Below are 22,328 nucleotides of genomic sequence, written 5' to 3' on the forward strand. Positions count from 1 at the left end.
CCGCTCGCTAGTTCAATCGACCGTCCTTGGTCATCCTGCCGTGAAGCTCATCCAAGGATTCGGTGAATTTGCTCACCGCAATCGACAGCTCCTGCTCGCTAACTATCAGCGGCGGCGTAAACGTCATGATGCCCGAGCCCAACGAGCGAGTGTTCAAACCGCGGCTGAAACAGATATCGGAGAGCTCGACACCAACCTGCAGCTTCGTATCGAACGCCGCCTTGGTCGCCTTGTCCTTGACGATTTCGACGCCCCACATCAGCCCCGCGCCGCGCACTTGCCCGACAAGAGGATGGCTTTCGAGCGCCCGCAACTTTCTCTCAAGGAACTTGCCGCGCAGCGCGGCCTGTTCGATCAGGCGATCATCCTCGTAGATGCGAACAGCTTCGCACGCGACAGCGGCGCATACCGGATGACCTCCATACGTATACCCATGGCCAAACGCGTCGTTTCGTTCGGCTTCCGCCCGGATCTCAGCGTACACGCGATCCGAAATCATCGTCGCCGAGATCGGCAGGTAGGCGGAGGACAGCGCCTTCGCGCAGGTGACGATATCCGGCTTGATCTCGAAGGTCTGGCTTCCCCACCACCGTCCGGTCCGACCAAACCCGCAGATGACCTCGTCTGCGATGAACAGGATTCCATACTGCTTCAGCAGATCCTGCACTTTCTCAAAGTACGTCAGCGGCGGAGGATAGACACCGCCGGCCCCCATCACTGGCTCAGCGATGAACGCCGCCACCGTGTCCGGCCCCTCCTGCTCGATGATTTTCTCCAGTTCTCCGACCAGCCTCGTCGCATAATCCGCCTCGCTCTCTCCCTCGGCGATGCCCCGGTAAATGTCCGGATGCGGCGCGTGCAGGAATCCCGGCAAAGGTAAACCGAAGCCTTTGTGCATGTGCGGCAGATGGGTCATGCTGGCGGCCACTGCCGTCGTCCCGTGATAGGCCTTCGTCCGCGCAATGATCTTGCGACGTTGCGGCTCACCTTTGGCCGCCCAGTAGAACCAGGCGAATTTCACCGCGGTATCATTTGCCTCCGAGCCCGAGCACTGAAACTGCACTTTGGAAATAGAAGCAGGCGCCAGCCGAATGAGAGCGTCGGCAAGCTCGACCACCGGTTCAGTCGTTCGGTGGGCGAACGTCTGTGAGTACGATAGTTTGTCGAATTGCCTCATCGCAGCATCTTTCAACCGCTGCTCCGAGAGCCCGAGGGCGGTGCACCACAGGCCTGCATGCATGTCGAGATAGCGCTTGCCCTGTTCGTCCTCGAAATAGCATCCCTCTCCACCTGCAACGATCGTCGGCCCGACCCGCTCGTGCTTGGCCGGATTGGTCATCGGATGGAAATGGAACGCGATATCGCGTTCGCGCAATGATGCAACGTTGGGCAGGCCTGGACGGTCTTGCATGAACGTCTCCTTTCGCTAGGGGCCGGACGGGGGAAACCCGCAATTTCACGGAAGGCAACCAAAATCTTTTATCGTACTAAAATTTTTAAGTCCAAGAAAGTTTTTCGGCCTCCCTCTCTGCATTGCGCGCATTTCACGTTCATGAAATAACTCGAGGCACTGTTTCATTTCATGCCGACGAACATCAAGTTCGCGCCCGGGGGTCATCATGCATGGAGTCGTCAGCGCACCCGAACCGGAAGCAGTCGATGCCGGCGCCGAACTTCTTCGCGCCGGGGGCAACGCGATCGATGCTGCGGTCGGATGCGCGCTGGTGCAGGGCGTCGTGGATCCGCCGATGTCGGGCATCGCGGGCTGGGGAACGATGCAAGTGTTCGCGCCAGACCATAACGAGCATGTTTGCATCGATTTCTACGGTACTGCGCCACAGGCAGCGCGCGCCGACATGTGGGCCGACGATCTGATCGGGGAGGCACGAGACGGATGGGGCTTCCTCGTCAAAGGTCAACGTAACGAGATAGGTTATGAGGCCATCGCCACTCCAGGCACATTGAAGGGCCTGTTCGAAGCACACAGTCGCTTCGGCAGGCTCCCATGGGCAACTGTCGTCGAGCAAGCGGTCGATATCGCCAGGAACGGATTTCCCGTGCGACCACATTTCCATCGGTTCCTGACCGGCGAGGCCGCCCAGGGCCGCGTCGCCCTCAAGGACAAGATGAACTTCTCCGAAAGCGGTCGTCAGTTGTTCTACCGGCAGGACGGCAGTGCCAAATCCATCGGAACCATCATTCGCAACCTCGATCTCGCGAACACCCTCGAGCAGATCGCACGCGTTGGCGCCGACGACTTCTATGAAGGCGACGTCGCCCGCACAATGATCGATGATATCTCAAGCCATGGCGGCTTGCTTCAACTCGAAGATCTAAAGAACTATCGGACGCAGTGGCATCCACCGGCCCGAAGCACCTATCGCGGTCTCGACCTGACGGCGAACAACCCGCCCGGCGGCGGGCTCGTTTTGATCGAGCTTCTTAACATTCTCGAGAACTTCGACCTGTCGAAATACGCACATAACTCATCAGACTATATCCGGATCGTGGCAGAAGCCATGAAGTGCGTCACGCGCGACAAGGACCTGCACATGGGCGATCCGGATTTCTTCGACGTGCCGGTGGATCAGTTCCTGGACCGAAAGCGCGCAAGCGAGATCGCACAGCACATCGATTCGGGTGGCCGATATTCGGTCACGCGCCTCAATCCGAAGGAAAGCCAGCACACCACGCATGTGAGCGTACTCGACGATAATGGAAACGCGGTATCCATGACCCACTCTCTCGGCATGGTGTCCGGCGTCATCACAAAGGGGCTCGGATTCCTGTTCAATGGCGCGATGGGCGTTTTCGACCCGCGACCGGGCCATCCGGGATCGATTGCTCCCGGCAAGCGCCGCTTTACAGCCGCCTGCCCCACCATCGTCTTCGAAAAGGGAAAACCCAGCGTCGTCATCGGCGCTCCCGGCGGCGCTCACATCGTGGTCGCGGTCGCGCAGGCCTTGATCAACATTCTCGACTTCAGAATGTCGCTTCAGGAGGCCGTTTCCGCGCCCCGCTTCTCCGCAACGAGCGACATTCTGGACGTATCCAACCGGATCCCGCGCTTCGTCACACGCGACCTCGAAAAACACGGCTATCAGATCGCACGAAGCGCCGTCAGTTATGCCTTTGCCGAAGTGCATGCCGTCGGACGCGGCGCCCAAGGCCAATGGAGCGGCGGTGCCGATCCGTTTGCGGACGGAATGGCGCTCGTCGTCTAGCATATTCTTCGTCGCTTCGCCCCACAACGGGACGACAGCGACGTCGCTCCTCAGTCCAGGTGCGCACTGAGGAAGTCGGTGATGATGGCGAACTCCTTCCTGGCCTGCGGCCCGGTCAGCCGCACGCGCAGGAAACCGTGCAGCATGCCGCGCGCTTCGCGGTAAGCGACCCAGCTTCCCGCAAGCGCGAGCTGCGAGGCGAAGTGCCGGCCGTCGTCACGGATCGGATCCAGCTCGGCGACGTGCACGAGCGCCGGCGGCAGGTTGGCGAAGTCCTTCGCGCGTATCGGTGCAGCATATGGATTGGCCGCATTCGTTGCGCCGGACGTGTAAGTATCGTTGTAGTACACCACGGACTCGGTGGTCAGCGACGGACTGTTCGCATTCTCGATGTACGACGGCGAAGTCGGATCATCGCACATGCTGGGATAGATGATGGCTTGCGCGCGGATGGCCGGGCCGCCGCGGTCGCGCGCCGCAAGACAAACGGCGGCGCTGAGATTTCCGCCGGCGCTGTCGCCCGCCACCGCGATGCGGCGCGGATCTATCCCGACCTCGGCGCCGTGATCCACGAGCCAGCTTAGAACGCCATAGCAATCGTCAAACGCCGCCGGAAACGGATGCTCCGGTGTCAGCCGGTAGTCGACGCTCACCACGACAGCGCCGGTACCCTCGCAAAGCCCCCAGGCATTCGTGTCGGAACTATCCAGATCGCCCATCATAAAGCCGCCGCCATGCGCATAGATCACGCACGGCAGCACGCCTGTGGCGTCTGCCGGCCGATAGATCCTGACTGGCACCGCGTGCTCCGGCATCGGAAGGACGCGATCATGCACCTTGACGCTGGCCGGCATCGGGACGGCAAGCGCTTGCGAATACGTGGTCCAGTTGCGCCGCTTCTCGGCAACGCTTTTCGCAGCGGTCACGAAGCGCCGCGCATCTAGGATCGGCGCCATATCGGCATGGATCGGTGAACCCACGGTTTTCTCCCTGTCTTGCTGCGTTCTTTCACATGTGTGAATGCATCGGCGGCACCCGGGCGCCGAAAGCTGTTGGTTCAGGCCGATATTCATTAATATGAAAATTCGTTTGCGGCAACCAGGACCGGGGTCTATGCTGACTGTCGCCGGATATGAAAGCTCAAATCATGGGATCGGATCAGGCATATGCAGCCATCATCGTTGAATAAAGGACGCACAAAATCCGCCCTCATTGCAGCGATGCTCACGCTGCTGTCTCAAGCCGCCTTCGCGCAATCACCGTCACCGCTCGTGATCGCGACTTATGCGGGAGAGTCCGCGAAGCTGTGGAAGCGCGCCGTCGCCGATCCATTCACAACTGAGTCGGGTATCCCAACCACGATCTTCGAGTCACCCCTGCCGAGCTCCAGCGTCGCTTCGGCGCAGGGCCAACCGCAATTCCATGCCGCCATTCTCGGTGCGTATCAGGTTCCGAACGTCGAGTCGCAGATCGAGGAACTGACGCCGGAGGACGTGCCGAACGTCAAGGAAATCCCAGAAAAATATTGGGTGCGCACCAGCAGCGGCAAGCTCGCCGGCGTGCCGATCTATTTTTCATACCTCGGGATCGCGTACAACACCGACCTGGCGAAACCTGCAGACTTCACATCCTGGAAGGATCTCGCCGCACCCAAGTGGAAAGACAGAATCTCGATCTCCCGACCGGTCTTCGTCGCCGCATATGATCTCACACTCTATGCGAAGCTTGAAGGCGGCGACGAGAACAACGTCAAGCCCGGTATCGATCTGCTCTCGCGCATCGCCGGCAACGCACTGAACGTGTATACATCCATGGCCTCTGTCCAGGCGCAACTGGGCCGCGGCGAAGTCGTCGCGACGCCCTTTTACTCGACCCAGATCGCAATGCTCCGTCGGGCGGGCGTCACCAATGTCGACATCCTGACACCGAAGGAAGGCGGCCTGCTTCTGACCTACGTTCTAGCCATTCCGAAGGGGGCAAAGAACCTCGAGGGCGCCAAGCGGCTGCTCAATGCGGCCATCAAACCCGACTACCAGCTCCGCCTCGCCGAGGGCGGCATCTGGCCGATGAATCCAAATGCAAAGCTGACGCCCGAGCTGGAAAAGTCACTTGGAGGGACGCTCGAGAACGCCATGGCGCGCAACTATGCGCCGAACTGGTACACCGTCGGCAAAGCCAACCCGGAACGTACGCGTCTTGTCGAGGACATCATCGAAAAATCACGCTGATCCGGCGTTGGGATTTTCCCATGAAACAATCCATACGCACTGCGACGTTTGCGATCGTCGCCGCGATAGCGCTTATCCTTGCGCCGAGCGCGGTGTCCGCGCAGACGCAAACTCCGGTCGTGATCTCAAGCTACGCAGGCGAATCTGCGAAGCTCTGGAAGACGGCAGTCGCTGAACCGTTCGCCGCCGAAGCCGGAATTCCGACCGAGATCTTTGAGTCGCCACTGCCGAGCGCAAGCGTGATCAACGCGCGTGGCCAGCCGCAATTCAGCGCGGCCATCGTCGCCGCCTATCAGATTCCCAATCTCGAGAATTTCATCGAGGAGCTGCCTCTGGACGATGTGCCCAACCTCAAGGACATTCCGGAGAAGTACTGGGTTCGCACCGGCAGCGGCAGGCTCGCCGGCGTGCCGGTGAATTTCTCTTACCTGGGAATCGCCTACAACACCGAGCTCGCGAGGCCGGAGGACTTTCCATCCTGGAGAAGTCTGACCGAAGCGAAGTGGAAGGATCGGATCTCGATTTCTCGCCCCGCGTTCGTGGCAGCCTATGACCTGACGCTCTACGCCAGGATCTCAGGCGGCAACGAAAACAACATCGAGCCGGGCATTCCCCTGCTCGAGGGCATCGCCAGAAATGCCCTCAACGTCTACACGTCGATGGCGTCCGTCCAGGCCCAGCTCGGGCGTGGAGAGATTGCGGCAACCCCGTTCTACTCAGGCCAAGTGTCTCTGCTGCGGACCGCCGGCGTCAAGAACATCGCCATCATGACCCCGAAGGAAGGCGGCCTGCTGCTGCCTTATGTTCTCGTGATTCCGAAGGGCGCAAGAAATCTAGACAACGCAAAGCGGCTCTTGAATGCAGTCATTACCCCGGACTACCAAGTGCGGCTTGCGGCCGGCGCCAACTGGCCGATCAATCCGAACGCCAAGTTGACACCGGAGCTCGAGGAGCTGCTCGGCGGATCGCTGGCTGATGCGATAGCGCAAAATTACGCTCCCGACTGGCACGCGGTCGGCAAAGCTAATCCGGAGCGCAGCCGCCTGGTGGAAGAGATCATCGAAAAAGTCCGATGATCGCAGCGCTCGGCCGCGGTCCAATCGCAAGTTCAGATCGGGTCGCTGGCGTCGGCGAATGACGGCGCGTTCGCGGCGCGCGCGATTGTCCCGCCCTCGGAAAAATAAGCGATCGACCAAGCCAGCACGGCGGGGATGCGAGGATCCGGATTTGCGAACCGGCGCATCGCATGGCGCGGTATCGCAAACGAGTCCCCTTCCCTGAGCGTGAACTTCTCTTTCTCGACCCAAAGCTGCAAGGATCCGGACAGAACAAGGCCGCACACTTCACCTTGATGCGCGTAGAATCCCTTGCCCGTCGAACCCTTGGGCTCGACCGTGATGAGAAACACGCGATGCTGAGGATTGCCTCCTTCTGGGGTCAGGAGTTCTTTGCGAACGCTTCCGTGATCCATCGCCAGCTGACGACGTGTTTCTCGTCGCACGACCAGTTGCGCCTCCTTCGGATCCAGCGCGGCGGTATCGTCGAAGAACCATGCAATGCTGACGCCGAGTGTCTGACCGAGCGCCATGAGATGCTTCACCGAGGGTGAAGAAAGGCCGCGTTCGATCTGGCTGATCAGCCCGATCGAAAGGCCGGTGTCTCTTGCAATATCCTGCAGCGGAAGTTTGCGAAGTTTTCTCAAGACACGAAGACGGCGTCCGATCGCGAGTTCGGCAGAATTCGACGCACGTGGCTCGACCGAGGATGCGCTCGACTTTCTCTGCTTCAAGAAGACCTCCTGGATGCAGGTAACCTGAACGAATGTGCGCTGGCCGGTCAGCCGCGATGGCCAACGGCGATCGCGAGCTGATCGGATCGGATGATGATCCAATCGCCAGGGCGACGGATGGCAGCCTCAATAGGAAAAAACGCGCAAGATTACAACTTATTTCAGCGCGGCCGAAGATCTACTGCGCGCGGCTTCTTTGCTCGTCCCCCTCCGGATCGACGAAGAATTGCAGACCAACAGTGCGCTCCAGAACGATGACCAGCGACAGCGTGCCAAGCACAAGCAGCGTCGAGATAGCCGCAACGACGGGGTCGGCGTTGTCGCGGATATGCCCCCAGATCTTGACCGGCAAAGTGACGATGTTAGGCGAGATGAGGAAGAGCGTGACCGTGACCTCGTCAAAGGAGATAATGAATGTAAACAACAACGCCGTCACAATGCCCGGCCTCATCAAAGGCAGAGTGACGCGCCAGAACGCGTCCTTTCCGTTTGCGCCGAGACTCATCGCCGCCTCCGTCATGGAGGGATCAATCTTCTGCAGCGAGACAGCGATAGGTCGATAGGCAAAGGGACCGCACAAAACCGCGTGCACGATCAGGATTCCGAGCGCCGTTCCGTTCAAATGCAGCGCCAGCAAAAATCCCAGCATCGCCACGCCGATCGCCGCATGCGGAAAAATCAACGGCGCCAGAATGATCGTCTCGGCGAGAGCCCGGCGTTTCGGCTTTGCCCGCTCCAGCGCCAACGCCGCCCCGACGGCGGCGGCGGTGCTCAGGAATGCCGCGCACAAGGCGATCAACGCGCTGATGCCGAGGGCCCGCATCCAATCCGGATTGGCGACGAACGCCTCGTACCAGACCAGCGAAAAGCCGGTCGGTGGAAACGCCAGAAATCGGTCCGGCGTGACGGACACAGCGGCAACCACGAACAACGGCGCCGGCAGCAGAAACAGCAGGAACGCGTTAAAGGAATTCCACAACCCGCGGACCATCGTCACCCCCTCGTCCAGCGACGAATGCGCCCGTCGATGATCTGCATGGGAATCACGACGGCCAACGACGTCACCAGAAGGATGACTGCCATACCGGCCGCCCGGCGATAGTCATACAGTTCGAACAGCTCCTGAAAGATCTGCGTTCCGAGCATGCGGTCGCGCAGCCCGCCGAGAAGCAGCGGCGTGACGATGGCGCCCGAGCAAAGCAGGTAGATGATGGAGCCGCCGGACAGCACACCCGGCAGCGACAGCGGAAGCGTGACGCGGGCGAACGTCTGTATCGGCCCGGCGCCGAGACTCATCCCCGCCTCGGGGAGCCGGCGGTCCTGCTGCAGCAGCACTGAAAGAATCGAGATCACCATGAACGGCGCGAACACGTGCACCAGGCCCAGCACGACGGCGGTCGGCGTGAAGATGATGCGTATCGGCGAATCGATCAGGCCGGTGGACATCAGGAACGCGTTCACCGCGCCGCGATTGCCCAGCAAGACCACCCACGCGAACGTTCGCACGACGATACTCGTCAACCACGGCGAGATCACGAGAACGAGCAGGAGGTTTCGATGCTTCGAACGGGCGATGAAAAGAGCGACCGGATAGGCGACAAGCGTGCATAGGACGGTGACCGTTGCCGCGATCCAGACCGTTCGGACAATGACGTTCTGAATGACCTGGGAGCCCAGTAGCTGCGAATAGAGCTCCAGCGTGGGAAACCCATCCTTGCCCAGGAACGACGAGAGAACGACGCCAGCGAGCGAACCGACGAAGCCTAGGACGAGAAGCGTTTTCGGTGTCGCCAGGATCGCCTGGCCAACCGCAGAGAGTCGCGTTCCAGAGCCCGTCATGCTGTCAGCTCGTCGGCAACGCTGCGGCGGTATCCAGATCGATGCCGAGGCGCACTGGCATCCCGGGCGCGATATCGTTCGCCTTCTCCGATGCAACCGCGACTCGAAGAACGCGCTCGCCGATCATCGTCTGTGCCGAGAATCGCACCGTCATCCCACCGAAATCCACCTCCTGCACGCGCGCTTCGACTCCACCCTGATCGTTGCTGGAGAGCAGATTGATGTTCTCCGGCCTCACCGACAGCAGAAGCTGTTGCGCATCAGGCAGGCTCCTGCCTCCCGGAAACCTTGCGCGAATGTCAGGCAGGTACACGGCGCCGCTCTCACGGACCGCGGCGAAGATGTTCGTTTCGCCGACGAACTCCGCGACAAAGCGCGTCGCAGGTCTGCGATAGATCTCCTGCGGCGGCCCCACCTGTTCGATCAGGCCATCGCGAAACACCGCCACGCGATCCGACATCGCCATGGCCTCTTCCTGATCGTGCGTCACGAACACGAAGGTGGTCCCTGTACGATGTTGCAAACGCTTGAGCTCGCCCTGCAGTTGGCGTCGCAGCTTCAGATCGAGGGCCGACAGCGGCTCATCGAGGAGAAGCACCGATGGCGACGTGATCAGCGCACGCGCGAGCGCGACCCGCTGTCGCTGGCCGCCCGAAAGTTGATGGATGCGGCGTTTCTCGTAGTCTTCAAGGCCGACCAGCGCCAGGATGTCGCTCAGCTTACGGCCGATCTCGGCAGCGTTCTCCCGCCGTACAGACAGGCCGAAGCCAACGTTCCCCGCCACAGTCAGGTGCGGAAACAGGGCCAGGCTCTGGAAAACCATGCCGATCGGCCGCCGGTATGGCGCCAACGCCAGGAGGGATTGCCGATCGAGTTGAACCGTTCCCGCATCGGGAGTTTCAAACCCCGCGATGATGCGAAGCAGAGTCGTTTTTCCGCAGCCTGAAGGTCCAAGGAAGCTGACGAACTCCCCGGACCCGACGTTCAGCGACGCACCCCTGAGAGCTTGCACCGGTCCAAAGGCCTTCGAAACATTCGCTATCTCAAGCTCGCCCGCCATCATGAGACTTTCTGGTTCACCGAAGGGTCGGCGAATAATGACACCATGAAATTTTCATGTAAATGAATTTTTCTGAAGCGTGAAACTTGCAGCCGACCATTTCCTGCACTGAAGTTCAGCACGGTCGCGCATAACTTGTGCACGCATCACCTATGCACTTCCAAGGCTGCGACGGAAATTCAGATCCATCCTCAGATCAGATGCGCGCGAATGGCGTCCGCCATGCGCATGAGTTCCTGTTTGGCAGGCGGCGATATCTCGATCGCCCGGAGGAAGCCGTGGATCATCTTCTGCGCGTCACGCAACTGCGTCGCGACATTTGCGGCGCGGAGCTTTGCCGCATACTCGCCCTCTTCCTCGAACAGCGTATCGAACTCCGCGCGCAGCACGTAGGCGGGCGGCAGTCCGGTCAGATTCTTCGCACGCATCGGAACGGCATAGGGATCGTGCGTATCAAGGCGACCGCCGAGATAGGCTGGAGCAAGATATCGGATCGCCTCATACGTCAGCAGCGGATCCTTCGCCGTCCTGTAGGATGTCCGTTCGAGATCGAAGTCGAAGACGCCATAGATCAGCGTCTGGTGACGAAGCGTCGGACCGTTGCGATCGCGCGCCATCATAGCTACCGCGGTCGACAACAGGCCTCCGGCACTGTCGCCGGCAACCGCCATGCGGCTGCCGTCGAGACCGAGTGCATCCGCGCGAGCCGCGGCCCAGCATACCGCCGCATAGCAATCCTCCTGCGGCATCGGATAGGGATTTTCCGGAACGCGACGATAATGCACGCTGATGACCGCCGCGCCCGTAAATTCGCACAGCGCGGAGGTGATCATGTCATGCGACTCGATACTGCCGGCAAGAAAACCGCCGCCATGAAAGTAGCAGATGATCGGCGGCTTCTCGGCATCTGGGGGCCAGTAGATCCGCACAGGCACCTCATGTCCGGCCAGCACGATTGATGTGTTGCGTACCCGCATTCCCGCCGGATAGGGCCGGCGAAACTCTTCCGCGAGCAGATCATAGCGGAGTCGGCGATCGTCGAGCATGTTGCCGGTGTTCACCGCAGCGGAGATCCGCCGGACGCGGTCGACATAGTCCTGGATCCCTTCAGCGAACATGCCGAACCCCCAAGCTAGCGACCGACTATTGCATGCTGCTGACCGGCATGCAAAGATAATTTCACGCCTATGAAATACGAAAGACCGCGGAGTCAAGCGGCGACGGAGCGGCCCAAGATGCTGCGTCGTATCCAGGGGAAGACCAATGCCCGCAAAACTGAGCGACGCTTCACCGATCAAGACAGGGGCGGCATCCCCTGGCGTCCAACATGGCATTCAATCGATCCGCATCGACAGGACGACGGTCTGCTTCGAAGGCACGATGTTTGGCGGCGCCGGCACGTATGAGCGGCTCGAGGGGAGCGTTCGAGGCCAGCTGGATCCCCTCGACCCGCGCAATACGGAGGTCGTCAATCTCGATCGTGCGCCGCGTAACGCACAAGGGCTGGTCGACTACACCGTCGATCTCTGCATCCTCAAGCCGGTCGACCTCTCCAGGGGCAACGGCTGGCTGTTCTATGAGGTGCTCAATCGCGGCGGCAAGCGCGCGTTGTGTCGTATCAACACGGCTCCGGCGAAGAATGTGCCTGATGTTGCGGCCGATGCCGGCAACGGCTTTCTCATGAAGGAGGGCTTCACGCTGGTCTGGACCGGCTGGCAGAGCGACGTGACGCGAGACAATGGCCGCATGATCGCGGACTTTCCTGTACCGACCATCGACGGACAGCCGATCGTCGGACAAAGCCAGGAAGAGTTCATCGATCTGGGAGACGGCGACACATTCATTGGCACGCTGACCTATCCCGCGGCCGATCTTTCACCGGCGAAGGCAACACTCACCGTCCGGGAGCGCGAACGCGATCCGAGGCAGCGACCCGCAGGGCTTGCATGGCGCTATCTCAACGACCGGACGGTGGAGATCACGCGGCCGCAAGGCGCAGACTTCGATAAGGGAGCGATCTACGAGTTCATCTACCCTGCAAAGGATCCGAAGATCACCGGCATTGCGTTCGCCAGCGTGCGCGACATTGTTTCCTTTTTGCGCCACGAGACGCACGCCGCCGATGGCAGCACAAACCCGCTGTTGGTCAACGGTAGACCGGCGATGAAGCGTGCCATGAATTTCGGGCTTTCGCAGAGCGGCCGGTTCGTCCGCGACTTTCTCTATCGGGGCTTCAATGAGGACCACAAGCATCAGATGGTCTTTGATGCGGCGGTGCCCGTCATCGCCGGCTCTCGGCGAACGATGGTCAATTATCCGTTTGCGCAGCCCGGGCGCTATTCGCGCCAGCATGAGAACCATAACTATCCCGACGACCAGTTTCCGTTCACGTATCGCAACCTGCATGATCCGATCAGCGGAAAAACCGCCGGTATTCTGGACCGTTGCCTGGCGACGGGGACCTGCCCGAAGATCATGCACCTGGATACAGATGCAGAGATCTGGTCTGCCCGCGCCTCGCTGGTGGTCACCGACTGCGACGGCAATGACATCGAGCAGCCCGAGAATGTCAGGGTATATCTCGCCTGCGGAATAGAGCACGGCAACCCCGAAGCAATCCCTGACGGCATCATCCAGCACCCGCACAATCCGCTGTTCTATGGTCCGCTGCTGCGCCCACTCATTCGCGCGATGGTCGACTGGGTTGACAAAGGTGTGCCGCCGCCGCCAAGCCGATTTCCATCGCGACAATCCGGGACGCTTGTTCCGGTCTCTGAGCTGAGCTTCGATCGCGTTCCTGGCCTGAAGTTTGAAGGCTGCATCAACGAACTGCGGCTCATGGATTATTCCGTGCTACCGCCGCGGGAAGGCGCGAAGGCGTATCCGATCTTCGCTGTGAAGGTCGATGACGACGGCAATCCAGTCGACGGCGTCCGCCATCCGCTTGTGCTGGCGCCGATTGCAACGCATCTCGGCTGGAACCTTCGGGCCAAGGGTCATGCCGAAGGCGAACTGTATTCAATTGTCGGTGCCATCGTTCCCTTTGCGCTGACCGAGGCGGAACGAGCACGGACCAATGATGCGCGGGCTTCAGTCGAGACACGCTATGGCGATCGCGATGGCTGGGTTCATGCGCTCTCAGCCGTCTGCGCCGAGTTGGTGTCGAGCCGCTATCTGCTGCAGGAGGATGCCGATACGCTCCTCGCGGCAGCGAAAAGCTCTTGGGACGTATTTGAGGTGATCTAGCGCGCAATTAACAGGATTGCGGGAGTTCGCGAGAACTGCAAGCCTCAGAAGGAAGACGCACGTGGTCCAACATCAACCGAGCAAGCTTCCCGGGAGCATCTACGCCGAGACGGCACGCCCGGCCGTTGCCACACCTCCCCTTGCCGGCGACCGAAAGGTCGACGTGGCTGTGATCGGCGGCGGCTTTACCGGCCTTTCATCGGCCTTGCATCTGGCAGAGAAAGGCATCGAGGTCACGGTGCTGGAGGCGCACGAACCCGGCTGGGGCGCCAGCGGACGCAACGGAGGCCAGGTCAATCCCGGGCTGAAATTCGATCCCGACCAGATAGAAAAGGATTTTGGTCCCGATCTCGGGCGCCGCATGATCGAGTTCTCAAGCAACGCGCCGAATGTCGTTTTCGACATCATTCGCCGGTATCAAATGGAATGCGAAGCGCGGCAGAGCGGCACCATACGGGCCGCCTACGCTGCCAGGAACGCGGACGAGGTCCGCGGCACCGCGGAGCAGTGCCTACGCAGAAACATGCCGGTGGAGTTGCTGGAACGCGACCAAATTCAAGACGCAACCGGCACCGACCGATACATTTGCGGTGTCATCGACCGCCGCGGGGGTGCGCTGAATCCGCTGGGCTACGTCCGTGCGCTCGCGCAGGCGGCGCAGCAGGCTGGCGCATCCGTTCACGGCGGCACGAAAGTCCAGAGCGTTGAGCGAAAGCAGTCGCGCTGGCAGTTGAAGACCGATCGGGGAACGATCTCCGCCGAGAAGCTCGTCATCGGCACGAACGGCTACACCGACGATATCTGGCCGAAGCTTCGGCGAAGCATCGTGCCGGTGTACAGCGCAATTCTCGTGACTGAGCCGCTGAGCCAGGATATCGCACGCAAGGTGATGCCAAGAGGCGCCGTACTCTACGAGAACGGCTCGATAACCGTGTACTACCGCCTCGATGCACAGAACCGTCTGTTGATGGGCGGTCGCAGCCCGATGCACGAAATCCAGATGTCTGACCTCGGTTGGCTGCAACGATACACGGAGCGGCTGTTTCCAGCGCTCGCGACCGTCGGCTGGACCCATTGCTGGAACGGACAGCTCGCAATCACGACCGATCACTACCCGCACCTGCATACGCCGGCCGAAAACGTGATGATCTGTCTTGGTTACAACGGGCGCGGCGTCGCGATGAGTACGGCGATGGGAGGCGAGATCGCCCGCTGGGCAACGGGCGCCAGGACATCCGAGCTGAACATGCCGGTCACGACGTTAAAGGAAATTCCCTTTCACGGCCTGTGGAAAGTCGGCGCCGGTGCGCGCATCACCTATGGGCGCATCCGCGACTATCTCGGACTTTAGATACCGCAGGCCTGGGAATTCAGATTGTAATGGCATAGGCGGGCTGTCGCGGGTCGGCGCCTGATCGAAAGAATCCCGTCTTCGGCTGATAGAGGATCGCTTCTACGGACGCAAAGCGACGCGAGTAGGCCGGCAGCATTTCGATCTTGTGGCCGAGCCCTTTCAACTCGTCCGCAACGCCAGGCGTGAAACGATCCTCCAACGCCATCAGTCCCGGATAGTGACTATAGGGCGCAAATGAATTCGGAAAGCTAAGGCTGATAAAGCGGGGCGCATCGATCGCTTCCTGGATATCCATTCCGAAATGGAAGGCGTTGAGCGCGACTTGCAGCATGGCCTGGACCTGGCTGTCGCCCCCGGGAGCTCCGAACGGCATCACAGAGCCGTCATCGCGCAGAAGGATCGCCGGGTTTGGCGTGAGCCTCGGCCTCTTACCGGGCGCGACACCTGACGGATGCTTCGGATCAGGCCTCGATTGCGTGCCGCGGCCCGAAGGTACGATGCCAAGCCCCGGAACCACTGGTGAGCGCCACGAGGCATCCGAAGGCGTCGCCGAGAAAGCATTTCCCCAGCGATCGACGACACATAGATACGAGGTGTCGGGATCGCGCTCCGACGGCTGCGTCGCCGCCTTGAACGGCCCACTATTGTGGTAGAGGTTCGGCGGCATATCAGGCATGGCTGCGTTGCGGTCGATGCCCGCGACGCGCTTTCCGATGTGTTCGTCCGACAGTAAGGTCGACAGGCCGACATCCACAAAGCGCGGATCACCGTAGTGATACTCGCGATCTGCGAATGCGCCCTTCAGGATTTCGACCAGCAGATGAATATAAGCCGGCTCGTTATGCTTCAGGCCCTCCAGCCCGGCGCGCTCGACCATCAGCAACGCCTGCACAAGCATCGGTCCCTGACACCATGGGCCGCAGGTAATGACCTGGAAATCCCGCCAGCGTATGATCACCGGGTCTTCATAGCGTGAGTGAAAATTCGCCAGGTCCTCGAACGAAAGATAGCCCCCTTCTTCCTTCTGATGCTGCGCAATCCGCGTCGCGATGTCGCCGCAATAGAAGGCCGCCCGCGCCGCTTCGAGCGCCGCAACTCGCCCCTTCCCGGCAGCGGCCCTCTCCTCGTCGACCATATACTGGATCGTTGCGGCAAGATCCGTCTGAACGAAACGTTCGTTCAGCCTCAGTGCACGGCCTTCGGGAAGGAACAGTTTGGCGTTGGTAGGCCAGCGCCGATAGTCCTCCTCGTGCTTGGCGAACTCGTCGGCGAGGAACTTGAAGACAGCAAAACCTTCTTTGGCAAAGCGGATCGACGCGGCGGCCACGTCACCAAAGGACATCGTGCCGAAGTCCTTTAAGGCGGTGATCCATGCATCGGGCGCTGCCGGCACCACGGTCCGCAGCACGCCGAGCGGCATTGTGCCGTTGTGTTCGCGCATGAACAGGTCTTGCGGGAACGATTTCGGCCAGTGACCCAGGCCGGCGATCGTGACGACCTTCCCCGCGCCGGTTCGGATCATGATCGGCGCGACGCCGGCAAAATTCACCTCGTCGGGATGCAGGACCGCCAACGCCATTCCAGCGCAACATCCCGCATCGATGGCATTGCCTCCGTTCTCGAGAATTGAGAAGGCTGCTGCGGCGGCCAGATAGTGTCCTGCGGACACGGCGTGCTGAGAGCCATAGAGAGTCGGACGCATTCCTTTTCCTTATTCTTCGTTTGAAGAAAGCGCGTCTAGAGTCGTCAGCGAGTGCTGCACGATGCAACGTAGCCCGAGCTATCTGCGGCCGCAACAAGGTTTTCATATGGATGAAATCGGCGGCGGCTACCGCGGAATGCCGGTAATAAAAAAAGGCGCCGCGAGTGATCGCGGCGCACAGTTTGCGGGAGCACACCCCGGGGGAACTAAGCGACCAATCGTTCGGCAGGAACGAACTTGAGATTCTGCGCATGGGCGACGGGCTCGCACGTCACCTGATTACGAACCACGTTCAATCCCGCCATCAGATGCCGGTCTTCAAAACACGCGCGCCTCCAGCCCTTCGTCGCGAGCGCCAGCACGAACGGCAGCGTCGCGTTGTTGAGGGCGAGGGTCGACGTCCTGGCGACCGCGCCCGGCATGTTGGCTACGCAATAATGAACGATCCCGCCCAACACATACGTCGGGTCATCGTGTGTCGTCGGTTTTGAGGTCTCGAAACAACCGCCCTGATCGATCGAAATGTCGACGAGCACCGACCCCTTCTGCATCGTTCCAAGCATCGCGCGCGTGACGAGCCGCGGCGCTGTCGCACCAGGAACGAGCACTGCGCCGATCACCAGGTCCGACTGCTGAACCTGATCCTCGATGGTCGCTCGCGTCGCGTGTAAGGTTTTCAGACGGCCCTCGAAACGGGCCTCCAATCTTTTCAAGGCATCAGACGAACGGTCGAGCACGGTCACGTCCGCGCCCATTCCAAGGGCGATCGTCGCGGCGTGCGAACCGGAAACACCGCCGCCCAGGATTACGACCTTCGCCGGCAGCACGCCGGGTACGCCGCCCAGCAAGACGCCGCGCCCACCTTGCGCCTTTTGCAGCGCCGTGGCGCCGACTTGCGGCGCCAGTCGGCCCGCCACTTCCGACATCGGGGCGAGCAGCGGAAGCGCGCCAGATGGCGACGTGACTGTCTCATAGGCAATGCAGACAGCGCCCGACTCGACGAGATCCGCCGTCTGTGGGCGATCCGGGGCAAGGTGCAGATAGGTAAACAGCACCTGATCCGACCGCAGCATCGCCCTCTCTTTGGGCGACGGCTCCTTGACCTTCACGATCATGTCGGAGGTAGCGAACAGCTCGCTGGCGTTTTCGATGATCACCGCGCCAACCCGGACATACTCCTCATCGGAGAACCCGGCACCGAGACCCGCACCGGCCTCGACAAAGACTTCGTGTCCGGCGGTGACGAGCTCCTGGATTGACGCCGGCGTCAGACCGACACGGTATTCGTGGTTCTTCGTCTCTTTGGGAACACCGACTTTCATAAAATGTCTTTCCCCTGCAGGACTCTTTCAGGATATCGAAAGCCCTACGATTGATGTCACCGAATAATGCGGCTAGTTTTTTCCATGGCGCCGTTTTCGGGCGCCGATAGGGACGCTCGCGAGGTTTTCCTGCATGCCCGATCTCGACAAGATTGATCTCGCGCTACTCTCTGCACTCACGCGATCGGGACGCGCGTCGCATGCGACATTATCCGAAGAGATCGGGCTGTCGCCAACGGCCTGCGCAAGACGGCAAAAGCACTTGGAAGATCAAGGCGTCATCACCGGCTATCAGGCAATTCTCGGCCTGGATACTTTGGGACTGACAACCACGATCATCGTTCGCATCACGCTGGAAAGCCAGAACGAGGAAGCACTCCGCAAGTTCGAGCAGGCGATTGCGGCCTGTCCATCGGTGGTGCGATGCTTTCTGATGTCAGGGAGTGATGATTATCTGGTCACCGTGCTTGCTCGCGGCATCGAGGATTACGAGCATATCCACAAGACGCAGCTTTCCCGCCTGCCGAAAGTCGCGCGAATTCAGTCCAGTTTCGCGATCCGAGAGATAGTCAACCGATCGGTCCCTCTTACCGCTCTTGGATAAGCCCCCTTACGGTCGTCTGCACGTCATGCGACGCGTTTGAGCGCATCGGAGAGCTTCGCCACGATCTCGTCGATGTGCTCCCGTTCCACGATCAGCGGCGGCGAAAAGGCGATGATATCGCCTGTGACGCGAATCAAAAGGCCGCGCTCAAAGCAATCGACGAAGACGTCATAGGCGCGGGCGCCAACCGCATTGGGCCGCGAGGTCAACTCGATCCCGGCGATGATTCCTATCGTCCTGATATCGACGACATGGGGCAGTCCCTTGAGGCTGTGCATCGCCTCTTGCCAGTATTCTGCAAGCTGTGCGCCGCGGGTCAGCAACCCCTCTTTTTCATAGATGTCGAGCGTGGCGAGGCCTGCCGCGCAGGCAGCCGGATGTCCCGAATAAGTGTAGCCATGGAACAGCTCGATCTGGCTCTCCGGCCCCTGCATCAGGGCGTCGTGGATCTTGCGGCTTGCGAACACCGCTCCCATAGGCAAGGCGCCGTTCGTCAGGCCCTTGGCCGTCGACATCAGGTCCGGCTTTACGCCGAAGTAATCAGCGGCAAATGGCGTGCCGAGACGGCCAAAGCCGGTGATCACCTCATCGAAGATCAGTAGAATGCCGTGCCGATCGCATATGGCGCGCAACTTCTGCAGGTAACCTTTGGGAGGAACGAGAACACCCGTCGAGCCCGCGACCGGCTCGACGATCACTGCCGCGATGCTGTCGGCACCATGCAAGCCTACCAGGCGTTCAAGGTCGTCGGCCAGCTCAGCACCATACTGCGGCTGCCCCTTCGCATAGGCGTTCCGCGCCGGGTCGTGGGTGTGGGGTAGATGATCGACGCCGGGCAGATGGGTTGGAAAGGCGCGTCGGTTGTTGACCAGACCGCCAACTGAAATGCCGCCAAATCCGACGCCGTGATATCCGCGTTCGCGACCGATCAGTCGCGTCCGTGTCCCCTGTCCGATCGCTCGTTGATACGCGAGCGCTATCTTCAGTGTCGTATCGACCGATTCCGAGCCTGAATTCGTGAAAAAGATTCGATCAAGGCCTGCAGGCGCGATCGCAGCCAGCCGCTCGGAAAAATCGAAGGCGATCGGATGCGAGAGCTGAAAGGACGGCGCGTAGTCCAGCTCTGCCAACTGCCGCTCCACCGCCTGAGCAATTTCACGCCGACCATGTCCGGCATTGACGCACCATAGACCAGCGGTGCCGTCGAGCACCTTGGCGCCATCTGCACGGGCATAGTGCATCCCTGCGGCCGAGACGAGCAGACGTGGCGCCGCCTTGAACTGGCGATTGGCCGTGAACGGCATCCAGTAGCTATCGAGGCTTCTGATATTCGACCGATAGATGTTCATGCGCTCGCTCCCGCTTGGAGGCAAAGCGCATGGTTTCTGTGCCCCAACAAGATCTTTTCTGATTGGCGCTAAGCCATTGAAATATATTGTGCCACCTTCAAGGGTTTGCTCTATTTCGAACAGGTGAAACGGGTGGGTTGGTCAAATGACTGTCGATGTCGGGCGCAGGCTTCGTTATGTCCGGACACGTCACGGCCTGTCGCAACGCCAGCTGGCAAAACGTGCGGGCGTTACCAACTCGACCGTGTCGTTGATTGAATCGAATCACACCAATCCATCGGTCGGCGCTTTGAAACGTATCCTGGACGGAATTCCGATCGGGCTGGCGGAGTTCTTTTCTTTGCAGCCGGAACAACCGAAGAAGGTATTCTACCAGTCTGACGAACTCGTAGAGATCGGCAAGGGTCGCATCTCCTACCGCCAGGTCGGCGAGAACCTGTTCGGACGCGCCTTGCAGATCCTGAAAGAGCGGTACGAGCCCGGTACTGACACAGGAAAGATCCCGCTCTCGCATGACGGCGAGGAAGGAGGGATCATCATCTCAGGGCGCCTTGAAGTCACGGTCGATAACGAGCGCCACGTTCTCGGCCCCGGAGACGCGTACTATTTCGAAAGTCGTCGACCGCATCGCTTTCGATGCATCGGGCCAAAAGCTTGCGAGGTCGTGAGCGCCTGCACGCCACCCTCGTTCTGATTTCCTAACTTTCGAAACCCAGCACACGCGCGGTGTTGGTGGCGACCATTTTGTGAATGTCTGCGTCCTCGTAGCCGAGGTCCATGCACAGCTCCACGCCGCGCCGGAAGCCTTCGAGCGGACTTTCTCTCCCGGCCTGGCCAAGGTCCGAACACAGGATGGTGCTATCGACGCCCGCAGCGTCGATCTGTCGGCGCAGATCGGATGGCGTTCGTCCTTCGATGACCTTCTTGCCGAGAAACATCGCCAACGAGTGCTCGACGGCAGCACCCATGGCTGCGATGCCTTTGACGTCGTTAAGGCTTGCGCCGACGATGTCCTCAGGGTGCGTAAAAATCAGGCGTTTGACGCCGCGACGCTGCGCTTCCTCGAATACCAGCCAGGTCTCGCTGACGTGGATGTGGCCGCTGGCGAGCACCATGTCGTTCTTGGCGACGATATCCAGGACTTCCTTAACGTCGTCGCGGACCTTGTCACCTGCATCCACCACCGGGACAGGCGATGCCGGACGCATCTTCGTCGTCGAGGCGGGGTGCGACCACGTTGCCGTCTTCTCCCAGCGAAGATGGTTTTCCGCTGCCAGCGTCGGCATCCACACGATCCTGCCGCCCATCGCGGCGGTGTGCTCGACGGCATAGGGATTCATGCCACCGACGACATTGTTGAGCACAATGCCCGAGAAGATCTTCGCCTTCAGTTCCGGGTAATGGGCGCTGATCAGCGCAGCGGTCGCGACACCCGCATAGTCGTGGTCCTTGGTGACAACCGCCGCAAATCCGGCGTCCGACATCTGCCGCACCAGTTCGAGATGGTCGAGCGAGCGCCTGGCGATGGACGGCCCGCTGTGAACGTGCGGGTCGATGGCATCCTTCAGGATCACTTCGATCCGCTCTTTGCGAGACAATTTTTCTGGTGTCGTCATTCTCGAAATCCCAGGATCAGTGCAATGGACCGGGGTCTGTTCAACCCCTCATGTCCGATCAGGCATCGGGTAGTCGTCCGCATTCAGCACCCAGCCCTCTTTCATCGAAAAATCGACCCGAGGCGGCGAGAATATATCGACGAGTTGGTTCAAACCCGGCCCGATCGCCCGTGTCGTATGCGTCGCTGGCGGTGGAATGACCGCGGCGGACGGCGCCGCACAACGCTCGTGCTCGTCTTCTCTCCAGGCGGCCATGTCTGGAATCCACGGCCATCGGATATCGTGGATGAAATCGCCATCAAGCGCCAATGAGCACTGCTCGAAATCGTCGTGAAAGTGCGGCGATAATTTCGAGGTGTCGCGCGGGCCCGCTTTCGGCTCCAGATAGTTGATCATGAAGTTCGTGCAGCGAAATATCCGTCCGAAACGTCCCTGCTCGCCCTTTACGTCCAGGCTGTAGTGCCTGACCCTGTAACCGCCCTTCGGCTCCGGCCACGGTTCGAACGGCGGGATATTGGGATGCGGCTCGGCGTATGAGTCCGCGTTCGAGCACTTGGACGCCAGATCCTTTGCCTTGAAGCTGAAGAGGCGAACGATCCGACCGCCTTCGGGCAGGGTTATGCGGCTATCGCCAGGCGGCACGAACGCGATCGAATGGCCGGGCACCATCACGGTTTCGCCTGCGGCGGTAATTTCGACAGCAACGTCCCGGTCCGGGATCAGGACCGCGTACTCATCGGGATGTCCCTGTCGGACGAACGCCGCTTCCGGCTTTGTTTCGCTGTAGCACAGGATGAAATTCTGGCCGCGCATGTACCACGACCGTCCGCTGGCGTCGTCGTCGCGCGGGGCGGTCTCGTAGAACTTTGCATACTCTGCGCCACTGAACGCGGTCGGCGCAGGCGCCTTCCGCTCAGAAGGCTTGGCAAGGGCTGCTCTCGGATCCCCCGCTGCATACATTTGCATCTCCTTCGTTGCTTGCGCTCGTTTCACCC

19 protein-coding genes are annotated in these 22,328 nt (G+C 60.5%); 7 read left to right on the forward strand and 12 right to left on the reverse strand.

Features of this window, described 5'->3' with window-relative positions; genetic code table 11:
* Positions 1-7: 7 nt before the first annotated feature.
* The gene (locus tag RCO31_RS09765; RefSeq protein ID WP_308968124.1) at positions 8-1,411 is read right to left on the reverse strand and encodes an aminotransferase; all 1,404 of its coding nucleotides are present in this window, start codon (positions 1,409-1,411) and stop codon (positions 8-10) included.
* Between the two features lie 208 nt (positions 1,412-1,619).
* Here RCO31_RS09765 and ggt point away from each other — a divergent pair, with 208 nt between their 5' ends.
* Positions 1,620-3,224, forward strand: coding sequence for a gamma-glutamyltransferase (gene ggt, locus RCO31_RS09770; protein WP_308968125.1), 1,605 nt, complete (start codon positions 1,620-1,622; stop codon positions 3,222-3,224).
* A 50-nt stretch (positions 3,225-3,274) separates the two neighbouring features.
* Here the strand turns inward: ggt and RCO31_RS09775 are convergent, their stop codons facing one another.
* A complete protein-coding gene (locus RCO31_RS09775) occupies positions 3,275-4,204 on the reverse strand; it encodes an alpha/beta hydrolase (protein ID WP_308968126.1) in 930 nt (309 codons plus the stop codon).
* A gap of 186 nt (positions 4,205-4,390) precedes the next feature.
* On the opposite strand from RCO31_RS09775, the gene RCO31_RS09780 reads away from it, so the two are divergent.
* Entirely contained in the window at positions 4,391-5,452 is a 1,062-nt protein-coding gene (locus RCO31_RS09780) for an extracellular solute-binding protein (protein WP_308968127.1), read from the forward strand.
* A 20-nt stretch (positions 5,453-5,472) separates the two neighbouring features.
* Positions 5,473-6,528, forward strand: a complete 1,056-nt coding sequence (locus RCO31_RS09785) for an extracellular solute-binding protein (RefSeq protein ID WP_308968128.1) — start codon at positions 5,473-5,475, stop codon at positions 6,526-6,528.
* A 32-nt stretch (positions 6,529-6,560) separates the two neighbouring features.
* Here the strand turns inward: RCO31_RS09785 and RCO31_RS09790 are convergent, their stop codons facing one another.
* The 5 genes from RCO31_RS09790 to RCO31_RS09810 form a co-directional block, all read right to left on the reverse strand.
* Positions 6,561-7,241: a cupin domain-containing protein gene (locus RCO31_RS09790; RefSeq protein WP_308968129.1), complete on the reverse strand. Its 681-nt coding sequence runs from the start codon at positions 7,239-7,241 to the stop codon at positions 6,561-6,563.
* Between the two features lie 178 nt (positions 7,242-7,419).
* On the reverse strand, positions 7,420-8,232 hold the full coding sequence (locus RCO31_RS09795; protein ID WP_308968244.1) for an ABC transporter permease: 813 nt from the start codon (positions 8,230-8,232) through the stop codon (positions 7,420-7,422).
* A gap of 2 nt (positions 8,233-8,234) precedes the next feature.
* A complete protein-coding gene (locus tag RCO31_RS09800) occupies positions 8,235-9,080 on the reverse strand; it encodes an ABC transporter permease (RefSeq protein ID WP_308968130.1) in 846 nt (281 codons plus the stop codon).
* 4 nt (positions 9,081-9,084) lie between these two features.
* A complete protein-coding gene (locus RCO31_RS09805; protein WP_308968131.1) occupies positions 9,085-10,140 on the reverse strand; it encodes an ABC transporter ATP-binding protein in 1,056 nt (351 codons plus the stop codon).
* A 191-nt stretch (positions 10,141-10,331) separates the two neighbouring features.
* Positions 10,332-11,258 (reverse strand): alpha/beta hydrolase, encoded by a 927-nt coding sequence (locus RCO31_RS09810; RefSeq protein ID WP_308968132.1) that lies wholly within the window; start codon positions 11,256-11,258, stop codon positions 10,332-10,334.
* Positions 11,259-11,403: 145 nt separating this feature from the next.
* Here RCO31_RS09810 and RCO31_RS09815 point away from each other — a divergent pair, with 145 nt between their 5' ends.
* Together RCO31_RS09815 and RCO31_RS09820 are read left to right on the forward strand one after the other, a co-directional pair.
* Positions 11,404-13,386 (forward strand): alpha/beta hydrolase domain-containing protein, encoded by a 1,983-nt coding sequence (locus tag RCO31_RS09815; RefSeq protein WP_308968133.1) that lies wholly within the window; start codon positions 11,404-11,406, stop codon positions 13,384-13,386.
* Between the two features lie 61 nt (positions 13,387-13,447).
* Positions 13,448-14,737 carry an FAD-binding oxidoreductase gene (locus tag RCO31_RS09820; RefSeq protein ID WP_308968134.1) on the forward strand — a complete coding sequence of 430 codons (1,290 nt, stop codon included), beginning with the start codon at positions 13,448-13,450 and terminating at the stop codon, positions 14,735-14,737.
* A gap of 19 nt (positions 14,738-14,756) precedes the next feature.
* Here RCO31_RS09820 and RCO31_RS09825 read toward each other — a convergent pair whose 3' ends face one another.
* Both RCO31_RS09825 and ald read right to left on the reverse strand, forming a co-directional pair.
* A complete protein-coding gene (locus RCO31_RS09825; protein ID WP_308968135.1) occupies positions 14,757-16,442 on the reverse strand; it encodes a gamma-glutamyltransferase in 1,686 nt (561 codons plus the stop codon).
* Positions 16,443-16,648: 206 nt separating this feature from the next.
* Complete coding sequence (gene ald, locus RCO31_RS09830) at positions 16,649-17,764, reverse strand: alanine dehydrogenase (protein WP_308968136.1); 1,116 nt, start codon at positions 17,762-17,764, stop codon at positions 16,649-16,651.
* A 133-nt stretch (positions 17,765-17,897) separates the two neighbouring features.
* Here ald and RCO31_RS09835 point away from each other — a divergent pair, with 133 nt between their 5' ends.
* Positions 17,898-18,368 (forward strand): Lrp/AsnC family transcriptional regulator, encoded by a 471-nt coding sequence (locus RCO31_RS09835; protein WP_308968137.1) that lies wholly within the window; start codon positions 17,898-17,900, stop codon positions 18,366-18,368.
* Between the two features lie 23 nt (positions 18,369-18,391).
* On the opposite strand, the gene RCO31_RS09840 is transcribed toward RCO31_RS09835, so the two are convergent.
* Positions 18,392-19,717: an aspartate aminotransferase family protein gene (locus RCO31_RS09840; protein WP_308968138.1), complete on the reverse strand. Its 1,326-nt coding sequence runs from the start codon at positions 19,715-19,717 to the stop codon at positions 18,392-18,394.
* A gap of 145 nt (positions 19,718-19,862) precedes the next feature.
* Here RCO31_RS09840 and RCO31_RS09845 point away from each other — a divergent pair, with 145 nt between their 5' ends.
* Positions 19,863-20,411: a cupin domain-containing protein gene (locus tag RCO31_RS09845; RefSeq protein ID WP_308968139.1), complete on the forward strand. Its 549-nt coding sequence runs from the start codon at positions 19,863-19,865 to the stop codon at positions 20,409-20,411.
* Between the two features lie 4 nt (positions 20,412-20,415).
* Here the strand turns inward: RCO31_RS09845 and RCO31_RS09850 are convergent, their stop codons facing one another.
* Both RCO31_RS09850 and RCO31_RS09855 read right to left on the reverse strand, forming a co-directional pair.
* A complete protein-coding gene (locus RCO31_RS09850) occupies positions 20,416-21,333 on the reverse strand; it encodes a DUF6282 family protein (protein ID WP_308968140.1) in 918 nt (305 codons plus the stop codon).
* A 48-nt stretch (positions 21,334-21,381) separates the two neighbouring features.
* Entirely contained in the window at positions 21,382-22,293 is a 912-nt protein-coding gene (locus RCO31_RS09855) for a hypothetical protein (RefSeq protein WP_308968141.1), read from the reverse strand.
* Positions 22,294-22,328 lie beyond the last annotated feature (35 nt).

It is taken from the genome of Bradyrhizobium sp. LHD-71 (genome assembly GCF_031157255.1).
Taxonomy (GTDB): domain Bacteria; phylum Pseudomonadota; class Alphaproteobacteria; order Rhizobiales; family Xanthobacteraceae; genus P52-10.